We start from the raw sequence: 12981 nt of genomic DNA on the forward strand, positions 1-12981 counted from the left end.
TGCGGCCAAGCCCTTGTTTTCGCGAACTACTTGCGCGCCGCCAGAATATCGTCGAGGCGAGCGGGGGTTCCGGCGATGCGTTCCAGGCGCGGATAGCGCAGGCCGCCGCGCCAGTCGATCTTGACCATGCGATAGCGCTCGCCGTCCTTGACCAGCAGTTCGACCAGCGGCCCTTCCGGTCTGGCGGCCGCCCTGACGGCGTCTTTCAGCTTGTCGGCGTCATAGGTCTCGCCATTGACGGCCACGACAGTCACGCCCTGGGTCAGACCCGCCCTGAAGGCCGGACCGCCCCAGTTGACCTCCGACAGCAGGCCGGCGGCCGACACGGTCACCCCCAGGGAATAGGCCAGGTTGGTGGTCTTGCCGCGCGTCTCGGCCGCCTTGAAATAGTCGGTCGGCGTCTCGCTATAGACCAGACGGTAGCCGCCCCGGGTCAGGCCATCGAGCGGGGCCTTTTCCGACAGGCCTTCGATGCGGGTCTTCAGGAAACTGGTCCAGTCGTGGGCGACCACGTCGTTCAGCGTCGCGGCCACATCCTCGAACGTGTAGGTGCGCGGCACATACGAGCCGTTGTCGACGCCGAAGAAGGCCTTGGCGAAGTCGTCCAGCGACTTCTTGCCGCCGGTCTTCTCGCGGATCAGCGTATCGGCGTCGAGCCAGACCAGTTGCCCTTCGGAATAGTAGTCCTCGCTGCGCTGGTAACTGACCCACGACAGCGGCTTGCGCATGGCGATGATCGGATCGTTGGTGGTGTCGGCCACGCTGCGCCAGTCGCGGCCACGCCGGTTGTCATAGAGCGCCGCCGTCATGGCCAGGGCGTCCAGGCTCTGCTGCTTGGTGTGCAGGTTCGAGCGCGCCGACAGCACCCCGCCCCAGTACTGGGTCTGGCCCTCATAGACCCACATCAGGCTGTCGCGCATCGGCTCGTTCAGGGTGGCGGTCCACAGATCCGCGCCGCGGCGGAACTTGCCGTTCCACGAGTGGGTGAACTCGTGGGGCAGCAGGTCGCGGCCCACATAGGTCTTCTCCCACTCGGTGAAGTACTTGGGCGCGACGCGGTTTTCGCTGGAGCGGTGATGCTCCAGGCCGATGCCGCCCAGCTGGTCGGACAGGGCGACCAGGAAGTCATAGTGATCGTAATGATGCGAGCCGTAGAGCTTGTAGGCCTGCTGAACCAGGTCCTTGTGGGCCTGGATGTGTTCGGGCTTGAACTCCAGCAGCTCGGGCTTGTCGGCCATCAGGTTCAGGCGCACCGGCGCGCGACCGCCCGGATCCAGCTCGACCGTCTTGAAATAGCGGCCGGCGAACATCGGCGAGTCGACCAGGGTCTCGAACGGCGTGACCTTGAAGGTCGTGGTCTGGCCCTCGGTCTTGGCGACCTCCAGAGCCGAGGCGAACTTGAAGCCTTCCGGCAGCTTGACGCTGGCCTCCACGGGGATCTGGCGGGTGTAATAGCCGGCCGGATAGAAGCCCATCTGCAGCCACTGCAGGTTCAGCATGTCGGGCGTCATCACCTGGCGGCCGACCCGCGCTTCGACCGGCGACAGGAACTGATAGCTGAGCTGCAGCTCCGAAACGCCCTCAGGAACCTCGACATGGAAGGCGAAGACCTGGACCAGGTCGCGCGTCCAGGCCAGGCGCTGGCCGTTGGCGGTGATCATCAGGCCCGCCAGCTTGTCGATGTCATTGCGCGGCGAGTGGCCGCCGGGAACCCACTGCGGATAGAGGATCGTGAACTTGCCGGCCTTGGCCACCGGGATGGTCTGGCGGATGTCGAAGATCTTGCGCGCCAGGTCGGTGGCGTCGACCGAAAGCTTCAGCGTGCCCGGATAGGGAATGTCCTGCGCGGCCGCGATGGCCGGGGTCGGGGCCGAAGGCTGCGGCAGGGTCTGGGCGACGGCAGTCGTGGCGGCCAGGACCAGCAGCGAAACGGAAAAGAACAGCGTTCTCACAAAACACCCCAATGCAGTCCGCAAGCGTGCGCCTCGCGGTTAAGAGGCGGGATGTTTCACCCCTAATCCGTCACTTGTCGAGCCGTCAGAACGACGTCTCGAGCCCCAGACAGCGGTCCGCCCAATCGCCAGGCTGCGGCTGCGCCTCCGGGGTTTCCCTTAAGCGCGCACCCTTGATTGCCCACCGGATCAAAGGCGGTCAGGGTCATGAGGTCGGGAACCCGCCAGTTCCCCCGGCGAGTGGGTCGATCAGGGAACACCGCCTCCCCCCTGATCGACCTTTCCCGCGTTTGAGGGCGGCGGCGATGATGGCCCGCGCCGCAAATTAGACCAAACCAGCACTTGAAATTGCAAGTCGTTCTCAAGTATGGACGAGACCTGTTCCCGCTCAAGGTCTCCGCCTCCTCGTGTCGTCCGCCGCCACCGCCCAGCATCGCCGCTCGTTCTGGCTCAAGCAGCTGCACCAGTGGCACTGGATCAGCGCGGCCCTGAGCCTAATCGGCATGCTGCTGTTTTCGATCACCGGCATCACGCTGAACCATGCCGGCCAGATCGAGGCCGAGCCCGTCGTGGTCAGCCGCAAGGCCACCCTGCCGGCCGACCTGATCGCCGACCTGGCCAGGGGTCCGGTCGAGGGCAAGCGCCCCCTGCCCCTGAAGCTGCAGCACTGGTTGGACAAGGCCGTCGGGACCGACATCGCCGGGCGCGAAGCCGAGTGGTCCGACGCGGAAGTCTATGTGGCCCTGGCACGCCCGGGCGGCGACGCCTGGCTGTCGATCGACCGCGAGACCGGCGCCGTCGAGCACGAGAAAACCACGCGCGGCGCGGTCAGCCTGCTCAACGACCTGCACAAGGGCCGCAACACCGGCAAGGCCTGGGCCTGGTTCATCGACATCTTCGCCGCCGCCACGATCGTGTTCACGATCACCGGCCTGATCCTGCTGCAGTTCCACGCCAGGGCCCGGCCCCTGACCTGGCCGCTGGTCGCCGCCGGCCTGGCCGCCCCCGTCATCCTCGTCATTCTCTTTGTCCACCTCTGAGGTGAAATCCGTGAAGCGTTCCGTCTCCCTCCTGACCTTCGCCGGCGCCGCCGTGGCCGCCCCGGCCATGGCCGCCGATCTCAACGTCACCGTCGAGATCCCCCGCCTGTCGGTGGCCGAGTATCACAAGCCCTATGTGGCCATCTGGATCGAGAACAGCGACGCCAGCGCCGCCGGCACCCTGGCCGTCTGGTACGATCCCGACTCCAAGGAAGACCACGGCACCAAGTGGCTCAAGGACATGCGTCAGTGGTGGCGCAAGGCTGGCCGCGAGATGAAGTTCCCCGCCGACGGCGTCAGCGGCGCGACCCGCGCGCCCGGCCCGCAGAAGGTGGTGTTCAGCGGCGCCAAGGGCGCGCTGAAAAACCTCAAGCCCGGCCAGTACAATTTGGTGGTCGAGGCCGCCCGCGAAGTCGGCGGCCATGAAGCCGTCCGCGTGCCCTTCGTCTGGGGCAAGCCCGGCAAGCCCGCCACCGTCAAGGGCTCAGCCGAGCTCGGCGCCGTCACCGTCTTCGTCAAGTAAGCGAGAAAACCGATGTCCCTGAAGACCCGCCTTTTCGCCGTCGCCGCAGCCGGCCTCGCCCTGACCCTGCCGATGTCGGCCAGCGCTCACCGTGGCTGGCTGTTGCCTTCGTTCACCGTGCTGTCGGGCGACGGCTCATGGGTGACGGTCGACGCCGCCATCTCCAACGAGCTGTTCTATCCCGACCATCGCGCCATGCGCGTGGACGGCGTGGTCGTCACCGCCCCGGACGGCTCGATCTCGAAGCTGCAGAACGCCTCGACCGGCCAGTATCGCTCGACCTTCGACGTGCAGCTGAACCAGGCCGGCACCTGGAAGATCGGCTCGGCCGCCCACACCGTCACCGCCAGCTGGACCGAGAACGGCGAGATCAAGCGCTTCCGCGGCACGGCCGAGGAGTTCGCCAAGGCCGTTCCGGCCAATGCCGCCGACCTGAAGACCATCACGGGCAGCAATCGCAACGAGACCTATGTCACGCGGGACAAGCCGACCACCGAGGTCTTCAAGCCCACCGGCAAGGGCCTGGAGCTGGCGCCCGTGACCCACCCGACCGACATTGTGGCCAGCGAGGCTGCGACCTTCCGGTTCCTGCTCGACGGCAAGCCCGCCGCCGGCCTTGAAGTCACCTTCGTTCCGGGCGGCGCACGCTGGCGGGCCGCGCCCGGTGAGATCAAGGTCAAGGCGGGCGCCGATGGCGCGGTGACCTTCGCCCTGCCGGACGCCGGCATGTACTGGGTCAACGCCACGGCGCGCGGCGGCGAGAGCGCCGGTCGTGGTCCCGGCGGCGGTATGGGCGCCCCCGGTGCGGCCCCCGCCGCTCCGGCGCCCGTGACGGCCCTGGCCGGCGACGGCTTCTCGGCCAGCTACACCGCCGTGGTCGAAGCGCAACGGCCTTAGGAAAAGCCCCCTTCCCCCTTGATGGGGGAAGGGTTGGGGATGGGGGTGACAGCGCCACAGGATGTGGCGCGACCTTCGTGAAACCGGCCAACGTTTTCACCCCCATCCCAGCCCTTCCCCATCAAAGGGGGAAGGATCGAGATCGAGCCTGACACCCATGACCCGCGTCCTCGTCCCCCTCCTCACCGAGCCTCCCGCCCGCCCGCTCGGCGGCGTGATGCATGCGCTCGCGGGCCAAACCATGGGCACGACCTGGTCGGTGAAACTGGTCGCCCAGCCGGCCGCCGATGTCCGGGGCCTGACCGCCATGGTCCAGCGCGCCCTGGACGCCGTGGTGGCGCAGATGAGCCCGTGGGAGCCGCTGTCGGACCTGTCGCGCTACAACCGCGCCGCCGCCGGAAGCTGGACACCCCTGCCCGCCGACATGGCCACCGTGGTGCGCCGCGCCATCGCCGTCGCCGAGGCCACCCACGGCGCCTTTGACCCGACCCTGGGCGCCCTGACCGACCTCTGGGGCTTTGGCCCCCGCCCCTTCCTGGGTGAGCCGCCGCCGCGCGAGGCGACCCTGGCCGCGCTTGAAGCCAGCGGCTGGAAGCGTCTGGTTCTGGACGGCGACGCCCTGTTCCAGCCGGGGTCCCTGCGCCTCGACCTCAACGGCATCGCCAAGGGTTTTGGCGTCGACCAGGCCGCGCAGGCCCTGGAGCGGGCCGGCGTGAGATCGTACCTCGTCGAGGTCGGCGGCGAGCTGCGCGGAACCGGCGCCCGGCCCGATGGCCAGCCCTGGTGGGTCGAGCTTGAACGGCCGCCAACCGCCAATGACGCCCCGCAAACCGTGGTCGCCTTGCATGGCCTGTCGGTGGCGACCTCGGGCGACTATCGCCGCTTCTTCGACCATGATGGCCGCCGCTACGCCCACACTCTGGACCCGGCCTCCGGCGCACCCGGCGACCACGGCGTGGTCAGCGTCACAGTGCTGGCCAGGACCTGCATGGACGCCGACGCCTGGGCCACGGCGCTCACCGTCATGGGACCGGAGACCGCTCTGGCCTTCGCCGCCGCGCACGATCTGCCCGTCCTGATCGTCATCCGCGCGGCAAAAGGCCTGGAAGAGCGCCTGTCCCCGGCCCTGCTGGCCATGCTCGACGCATGATCGATTTCACCGCCCTGGATCCCGAGACCCGGCGTCACCTCGCCGCCGCCGGTGTCGCCTTGGTCTGGGTCGCCTTCTGCGGCCTGATCGCCGCCCGCCACGCCCTGCGCCGCCGCGCCGAGCGCCGCGAGGCCGCCGCCCTGGCGCAAGGCGCGGGCGAGCCGGTGCTGGTCGCCTATGCCAGCCAGACTGGCTTCGCCGAGGAACTGGCCCGCGCCACCGCCACGGCCCTGACCGCCGGCGGCGCGCCGGTGATCTTGCGCGACCTCTCGACCGTCACCGCCGCCGACCTGGCCGGCGCCGGCCGCGCCCTGTTCGTGGTCAGCACCACCGGCGAAGGCGACGCCCCCGACCCGGCCCGGGCCTTCATCCGCGACGTGATGGCGGCCGAGCCTGACCTCTCGGCCCTGCGCTATGGCGTGCTGGCCCTGGGCGACACCGAATACAGCCGTTTCTGCGCCTTTGGCCGCTCGCTGGACGCCTGGCTGGCCCGGCATGGCGCAGCGCCGCTGTTCGACCGCGTGGAGGTCGACAACGGCGAAGAGGCCGCCCTGCGTCACTGGCAGGCCCATCTGGCTGTCCTGACCGGCCAAACCGACGCGCCCGACTGGACCCGTCCGGCCTATGGCCCGTGGACGCTGACCCAGCGCCGCCTGCTCAATCCCGGCAGTCCTGGCGGCGAGGCGTGGCACATTCGACTGGAGCCGCAGGACGGCGTTCTGGACTGGTCAGCCGGCGACATCGTCGAGATCGGTCCGCGCAATGATCCAGCTGAGGTCGCCGCCCTGATCGCCCGCCTGGGCCTGCCGGTTTCGATTGCGCCAGCTCTGGCCGCCCGCCGCCTGCCGCAAGACATCGAACCCCTGATCGGCCTGACCGGCGAGGCGGTGCTGGAGCGCCTGACCGCCCTGCCGCACCGCGAATATTCCATCGCCTCCCTGCCGACCGATGGCGGGATCGAGCTGATCGTGCGCCTGATGCCCCGGGCCGATGGCCAGCCGGGCCTGGGCTCGGGCTGGCTGTGCCGCTTCGCCGACGAGGGCGCGGCGATCGATGCCCGCGTCAGGGTCAATCGCAGCTTCCATGCGCCGGACACCGACGCGCCGATGATCCTGATCGGCGCGGGCACGGGCCTGGCCGGACTGCGCGCCCACCTCAAGGCCCGCGCCGCCGCGGGGCGCGGCCGCAACTGGCTGCTGTTTGGCGAGCGTACGGCGGCGCACGACGCCTTCCACCAGGACGAGCTGGCGAGCTGGGCGCTGACCGGCGCGCTGGAGCGCCTGGACCTCGCCTTTTCGCGCGACCAGGCCCAGCGGGTCTATGTGCAGCACCGTCTGCGCGAGGCGGCCGACGCCGTGCGGGCCTGGGTGGCGGACGGCGCGACGATCATGGTCTGCGGCGCGCTGGAAGGGATGTCGCGCGAGGTTCACGCGGCGCTGGGCGATATACTGGGCGCCGAGGGCCTGGAGCGGCTGACGGACGCTGGGCGCTATCGGCGGGATGTGTATTAGGCCGCAGACGCCCAACGCCCCCTCCGTCACGTCGCCTCCCATTCTTTGCTTGAGGGCGGCGCCGCGCCACCTCCCCCGCAAGCGGGGCAGGAAGGTTCAGCGGCTCTTCTCCTGCCCCGTAGCGAAGCGTGCGGGGGAGGTGGCGCGCTGCGAATACGCAGCGTGACGGAGGGAGCGCTACGGCCTCAACAACGCCGCCCACTCCTCCGGCGTATTCGCCCCCCGCAGCCTTGTCTCCGACCCAACCGGCATGGCCACCACCGCCAGCCCCGCGCGCTCGACCAGTCGCCGTAGCGGCCAGCCGGCCTCGGCGCCTTCGGGCAGGGCTGAGAAGGTCAGGACCATCGGCAGCGGCAACCCCTCGAACGCCGCGCCGGGCGCGTCGGCCGCCAGCAGCAGGGTCAAATCCTCAACGGTGAGCGTCGGCGCGTCCACCGCCAAGATCAGCGCCCGCTCCAGGTCTAGCGCCCGTAGCGCCTCCACGCCGGCCAGCACACCGCCCACCGGCCCCGCGCCCGGCTCGGGATCCGGCACGAACGGCAGACCCAGATCGGCTCCGACCGTCAGCACCGCCCGGGCCCCGACCGTGCGCGCCAACTCGGCCGCCCGATCCACCGCCCGCGCGCCGTCCCAGTCCAGCGCGGCCTTGTCGCGACCCATGCGGCGCGAGCCGCCGCCAGTGAGGATGAGAGCGCCGAAGGGTGTCATCCCCGTTTCCTACATCCGTCTCGCCCAGGGTGAGAAGGCCCCTCCAACCCCCGGCTTCCACTGATGCTCCGAACCGGTCTAGTCTCCGCGCCCAAAGGGACGGGACAACCATGAGCTTACCGCCGGAACGCCAGAGGCGTCGCACCACGCAGAGCGCGACGATCCGCGATGTGGCGGCGCGCGCCGGCGTGTCGCCCATGACCGTCTCGCGGGTGATCAACCGCGAAACCACCGTCAAGGAAGAGACCCGGGCCCTGGTCGAGAAGGCGATCACCGATCTCAACTACGCCCCCAATCCTGCGGCCCGCAGCCTGGCCGGCTCGGCCCCGTTCCGCATCGGCCTGCTGTATGACAACCCCTCGACCGGCTATCTGTCGGAGTTCCTGGTCGGAGCGCTGGACGAGAGCAGCCGCACGGGCGCGCAGGTTGTCATCGAGAAATGCGCCGAGCCCGAACTGGCCGGCGCCACCCTGACCCGCCTGCTGCGCACCGGGGTCGACGGCCTGATCCTGCCGCCGCCGCTGTGCGAGTCGCCCCAGGTGCTGGCCGAGGTGAAAGCCTCCGGCGCCGCCGCCGTCGGCGTGGCCCCGGGCATGACCAGCTCCGACATGGCCACCATCCGTATCGACAACGAGGCCGCCGCCTACGAGCTGACCCAGCACCTGCTGGCCCTGGGCCACAAGCGCTTCGGCTTCATCAAGGGCCACCCCAACCAGACGGTCAGCCAGCAACGGCTGGACGGCTTCATGACCGCGCTGAAGGCCGCCGGGATTCCCCTGGAGAACGTGCGGGTCGAGCAGGGCTATTTCACCTATCGCTCGGGCCTGGAGGCGGCCGAGCGGCTGCTGGCCAGCGATATTCGCCCCACCGCGATCTTCGCCTGCAATGACGACATGGCCGCCGCCGCCGCAGGCCTGGCCCATCGCCTTGGGCTGGACGTGCCGGGCGATGTCTCGATTGTCGGCTTCGACGACACCTCGATCGCCGCCAATATCTGGCCGCCCCTGACCACCGTCCACCAGCCGATCGCCGCCATGGCCCGCGCGGCGGTGGATCTGGTGCTGGAGGAGATCCGCCGCAAGCGCGACGGGACGGGCGAGCCCCGGCAGTTGATGCATCCGCACACCCTGATCGTGCGGGATTCTACCGGGCCGGCGCCGAAGGGATAAATCCCTCTCCCAGATGTTCAGGCCGGGGACATCCGTGACAGGTGTTCGGAGACATCCGTGACAGGTTGAGGATGATCACATCGGCGTTTTGAGGTCGATGGTGGAGATGGTCTTGGACCTGAAGACCAGGTCATAGCGGCCGTCGATGTTGGTGGGACGAAGGGCCAAGGTCTTGCCTGTGAAGGCCTTGGGGACCCGGATGAGGCGGGCCTCGAAGCTGATGCGGCCGTCCTGAACCTTGCGCGTCAGGTCGTCGGGGCCATAGGCGAAGGGCGCGATGTCGTCGCGATAGGGCCTGGGGCTTGGAGCATAGCGTTCGATGGGCGTGATCAGGCCCAGGGCCTCGTGAGGGCGCTGGGTGTTGTAGACCGTGCGCCAGTCGCGCAGGTGGCGGGCGGCCTCCTCCAGGTTGGCGAACGGCGGCCCTGACAGGGCCTCGGCCTTGAGGGTGCGATGGAAGCGCTCGTCCTTGCCCTGGGTCTGGGGGTGGTAGGGTCGCGAGTGGCCCAGAGCGATGTCCTGCTCCAGCAGCCACACGCCCAGAGCGGTCCAGGACCGGCCCACGCCGTCCCCCCTCATGCCCGCGCCCCAGGGCGGGCCGTTGTCGGCGGTGATGCGACGGGGCAGGCCATAACGCTGGAAGGCGTTGATCAGGCTGGATTTTACGGTCTGGCGCTCCTGGTTGGCGCAGGCCTCTAGCACCAGGCAGAAGCGCGAATGGTCGTCCAGCACGGTCAGCGGGTGAAGCCGCCCGCCCTCCGCGCCAAGCGGCACGTAGCCCTTGAAGTCCATCTGCCACAGGTCGTTTGGCGCGGGGTGCTCGAAGCGGATGAACGGCTCGTGGCCGCCGCCGAATGCGCCCAGAGCCACGCCATGGCGGCGCAGGATCTGGGTCACCGTCGAGGGCGATGGCGCCTCCAGACCCTGGCGTCGCAGCACGGCGGCGATCTTGCGCCCGCCCCAGGCCGGGTGCTGGGCCCGCACCGCCAGCGCCGCCGCCTCGATCGGAGCCGGCGTCGTCCGAGGCGAACCGCGTGGGCGTCGCGACCGCTCCGTCAAACCCGCCTCGCCCTGCGCCGCATAGCGCGACAGCAGCCGGTAACCCAGGCTGGCGCTTATCCCAAACCGCCGGCAAAGCTCCCGGCGATTGGCGCCTTCAGCCTGCGCCAGACGCACGAACTCCCGTTTGAAATCCATCGCAGAGACTCCCGTGAATGGCATCTCCGACCTCCCTTCGAGATCGGAAAATGTGTCACGGATGTCTCCGAACACCTGTCACGGATGTCCCCGGCCTGAACACCAGAGGGAGAGGGAGGGGCCCGCCGCGCAGCGGTGGGAGGGTGAGGGGTTAAGCCGCCAGCGGATGCTCCACCCTGCCCTGTCCGGAAAGACCCTAGCCCCTCACCCTCCCACGCAAGCGTGGGCCCCTCCCTCTCCCTCTTGTTCAGGCCGGGGACATCCGTGACAGGTGTTCGGAGACATCCGTGACAGGTTGAGGATGATCACATCGGCGTTTTGAGGTCGATGGTGGAGATGGTCTTGGACCTGAAGACCAGGTCATAGCGGCCGTCGATGTTGGTGGGACGAAGGGCCAAGGTCTTGCCTGTGAAGGCCTTGGGGACCCGGATGAGGCGGGCCTCGAAGCTGATGCGGCCGTCCTGAACCTTGCGCGTCAGGTCGTCGGGGCCATAGGCGAAGGGCGCGATGTCGTCGCGATAGGGCCTGGGGCTTGGAGCATAGCGTTCGATGGGCGTGATCAGGCCCAGGGCCTCGTGAGGGCGCTGGGTGTTGTAGACCGTGCGCCAGTCGCGCAGGTGGCGGGCGGCCTCCTCCAGGTTGGCGAACGGCGGCCCTGACAGGGCCTCGGCCTTGAGGGTGCGATGGAAGCGCTCGTCCTTGCCCTGGGTCTGGGGGTGGTAGGGTCGCGAGTGGCCCAGAGCGATGTCCTGCTCCAGCAGCCACACGCCCAGAGCGGTCCAGGACCGGCCCACGCCGTCCCCCCTCATGCCCGCGCCCCAGGGCGGGCCGTTGTCGGCGGTGATGCGACGGGGCAGGCCATAACGCTGGAAGGCGTTGATCAGGCTGGATTTTACGGTCTGGCGCTCCTGGTTGGCGCAGGCCTCTAGCACCAGGCAGAAGCGCGAATGGTCGTCCAGCACGGTCAGCGGGTGAAGCCGCCCGCCCTCCGCGCCAAGCGGCACGTAGCCCTTGAAGTCCATCTGCCACAGGTCGTTTGGCGCGGGGTGCTCGAAGCGGATGAACGGCTCGTGGCCGCCGCCGAATGCGCCCAGAGCCACGCCATGGCGGCGCAGGATCTGGGTCACCGTCGAGGGCGATGGCGCCTCCAGACCCTGGCGTCGCAGCACGGCGGCGATCTTGCGCCCGCCCCAGGCCGGGTGCTGGGCCCGCACCGCCAGCGCCGCCGCCTCGATCGGAGCCGGCGTCGTCCGAGGCGAACCGCGTGGGCGTCGCGACCGCTCCGTCAAACCCGCCTCGCCCTGCGCCGCATAGCGCGACAGCAGCCGGTAACCCAGGCTGGCGCTTATCCCAAACCGCCGGCAAAGCTCCCGGCGATTGGCGCCTTCAGCCTGCGCCAGACGCACGAACTCCCGTTTGAAATCCATCGCAGAGACTCCCGTGAATGGCATCTCCGACCTCCCTTCGAGATCGGAAAATGTGTCACGGATGTCTCCGAACACCTGTCACGGATGTCCCCGGCCTGAACACCTCTGGGAGAGGGCCATATCCTGCTTGCCGCCCCCACATGTTAGCGCTAACAAGTGCACGAGCATGAACGAGCGCGGCCGTCCAAGGTGGGGCGAGGTCCAGACGCTCGAGACGGGGAGACGACGCCGTGGGCGTGACGCAATTCCTTCCGGAAGACTGGCAAGACGCGACCCTGCTGGGCCGCATCGACTTCGGCGACGGACCGACCCCCGTGCTGGTGCGCGGCGGGCGCACCGAAGACATGTCGAAGATCGCCCCGACGGTCGCCGACCTGATGAACGCCTATGCGCCCGGCGCGGCGATCCCGCGCGGCGAGGATCGCGGACCTCTGGAGGAGCTGGATATCCGCCCTGTCTGGGCCGACGCCTCGGGCGAAGCGGCCGCCAAGCTGCTGGCCCCCGTTGACCTGCAGTGCCTTAAGGCCGCCGGCGTCACCTTCGCCGTCTCGACCCTGGAGCGGGTGATCGAGGAACGGGCCCGAGGCGACGCCGCCGAGGCCCTGAAAATCCGCGAACAGCTGGCCGACAGCATGGGCGGCGACCTGCGCAGCGTCGATCCGGGCTCGGAGGGCGCCGAGCGCCTGAAGCAGACCCTGATCAAGGACGGTCTGTGGTCGCAGTATCTGGAAGTCGCCATCGGCCCCGACGCCGAGATCTTCACCAAGGGCCCCACCCTATCGTCGATGGGCTGGGGCGACCAGGTCGGCGTGCGCTCCGACAGCCACTGGAACAATCCCGAGCCGGAAGTCGTGCTGCTGTGCGACGGCGCGGGCCAGATCCGCGGCGCGGCGCTGGGCAACGACGTCAATCTGCGCGACTTCGAGGGCCGCTCGGCCCTGCTGCTCTCCAAGGCCAAGGACAACAACGCCTCGTGCGCCATCGGCCCGTTCGTGCGGCTGTTCGACGACGGCTTCTCGCTGGACGACGTGCGCTCGGCCGAGGTCGAGCTGAAGATCACCGGCCGCGACAACTTCGTGCTGGATGGCCATTCCAACATGAGCCTGATCAGCCGCGACCCGGCCGTTCTGGCCGGTCAGGCGTTCGGCAAGCAGCACCAGTATCCCGACGGCTTTGCTTTGTTCCTGGGCACGATGTTCGCGCCGATCCAGGACCGCGACACGGCCGGCCAGGGCTTCACCCACAAGGTCGGCGACCGCGTCCGCGTCTCGACCCCGAAACTGGGCGTCCTCGAAAACGAGGTGACCACCTGCGACCAGGCCAAGCCCTGGACGTTCGGGATCTCCGCCCTGATCCGCAATCTGGCCGGCCGCGGCCTGCTCTAACTTTTCGTATTTCGAGGACCTC

General features: G+C 69.0%; 9 protein-coding genes and 2 pseudogenes. 7 read left to right on the top strand and 4 right to left on the bottom strand.

Annotated features, from left to right (window positions below; all coding sequences use genetic code 11):
* Nucleotides 1-26: 26 nt before the first annotated feature.
* On the bottom strand, nt 27-1964 hold the full coding sequence (locus ACN2C7_RS15825) for a M61 family metallopeptidase (RefSeq protein ID WP_419321486.1): 1938 nt from the start codon (nt 1962-1964) through the stop codon (nt 27-29).
* Between the two features lie 395 nt (nt 1965-2359).
* Between ACN2C7_RS15825 and ACN2C7_RS15830 the strand changes: the two genes are divergently transcribed.
* From ACN2C7_RS15830 to ACN2C7_RS15850, 5 genes are all read left to right on the top strand, one after another.
* A complete protein-coding gene (locus ACN2C7_RS15830; protein ID WP_419318096.1) occupies nt 2360-2992 on the top strand; it encodes a PepSY-associated TM helix domain-containing protein in 633 nt (210 codons plus the stop codon).
* Nucleotides 2993-3002: 10 nt separating this feature from the next.
* Complete coding sequence (locus ACN2C7_RS15835) at nt 3003-3515, top strand: DUF2271 domain-containing protein (RefSeq protein ID WP_419318098.1); 513 nt, start codon at nt 3003-3005, stop codon at nt 3513-3515.
* Between the two features lie 12 nt (nt 3516-3527).
* Nucleotides 3528-4412 carry a DUF4198 domain-containing protein gene (locus ACN2C7_RS15840; protein WP_419318100.1) on the top strand — a complete coding sequence of 295 codons (885 nt, stop codon included), beginning with the start codon at nt 3528-3530 and terminating at the stop codon, nt 4410-4412.
* Between the two features lie 157 nt (nt 4413-4569).
* The gene (locus ACN2C7_RS15845) at nt 4570-5562 is read left to right on the top strand and encodes an FAD:protein FMN transferase (protein WP_419318102.1); all 993 of its coding nucleotides are present in this window, start codon (nt 4570-4572) and stop codon (nt 5560-5562) included.
* The gene (locus ACN2C7_RS15850) at nt 5559-7073 is read left to right on the top strand and encodes a sulfite reductase subunit alpha (RefSeq protein ID WP_419318104.1); all 1515 of its coding nucleotides are present in this window, start codon (nt 5559-5561) and stop codon (nt 7071-7073) included. Before ACN2C7_RS15845 ends, ACN2C7_RS15850 begins: the two co-directional genes overlap by 4 nt.
* A 177-nt stretch (nt 7074-7250) precedes the next feature.
* On the opposite strand, the gene mobA is transcribed toward ACN2C7_RS15850, so the two are convergent.
* Nucleotides 7251-7781 (bottom strand): molybdenum cofactor guanylyltransferase, encoded by a 531-nt coding sequence (gene mobA / locus ACN2C7_RS15855; RefSeq protein WP_419318106.1) that lies wholly within the window; start codon nt 7779-7781, stop codon nt 7251-7253.
* A gap of 110 nt (nt 7782-7891) precedes the next feature.
* Between mobA and ACN2C7_RS15860 the strand changes: the two genes are divergently transcribed.
* Nucleotides 7892-8950, top strand: a complete 1059-nt coding sequence (locus tag ACN2C7_RS15860) for a LacI family DNA-binding transcriptional regulator (RefSeq protein ID WP_419318108.1) — start codon at nt 7892-7894, stop codon at nt 8948-8950.
* Between the two features lie 17 nt (nt 8951-8967).
* On the opposite strand, the pseudogene ACN2C7_RS15865 reads toward ACN2C7_RS15860, so the two are convergent.
* Together ACN2C7_RS15865 and ACN2C7_RS15870 are read right to left on the bottom strand one after the other, a co-directional pair.
* Nucleotides 8968-10171, bottom strand: a pseudogene (locus ACN2C7_RS15865) (IS481 family transposase).
* A 223-nt stretch (nt 10172-10394) separates the two neighbouring features.
* Nucleotides 10395-11598, bottom strand: a pseudogene (locus tag ACN2C7_RS15870) (IS481 family transposase).
* Nucleotides 11599-11804: 206 nt separating this feature from the next.
* Here ACN2C7_RS15870 and ACN2C7_RS15875 point away from each other — a divergent pair.
* Nucleotides 11805-12959 (top strand): fumarylacetoacetate hydrolase family protein, encoded by a 1155-nt coding sequence (locus ACN2C7_RS15875; RefSeq protein ID WP_419318110.1) that lies wholly within the window; start codon nt 11805-11807, stop codon nt 12957-12959.
* The last annotated feature ends 22 nt before the right edge of the window (nt 12960-12981 follow it).

The organism is Caulobacter sp. ErkDOM-E, assembly GCF_048541895.1.
Lineage (GTDB): Bacteria > Pseudomonadota > Alphaproteobacteria > Caulobacterales > Caulobacteraceae > Caulobacter.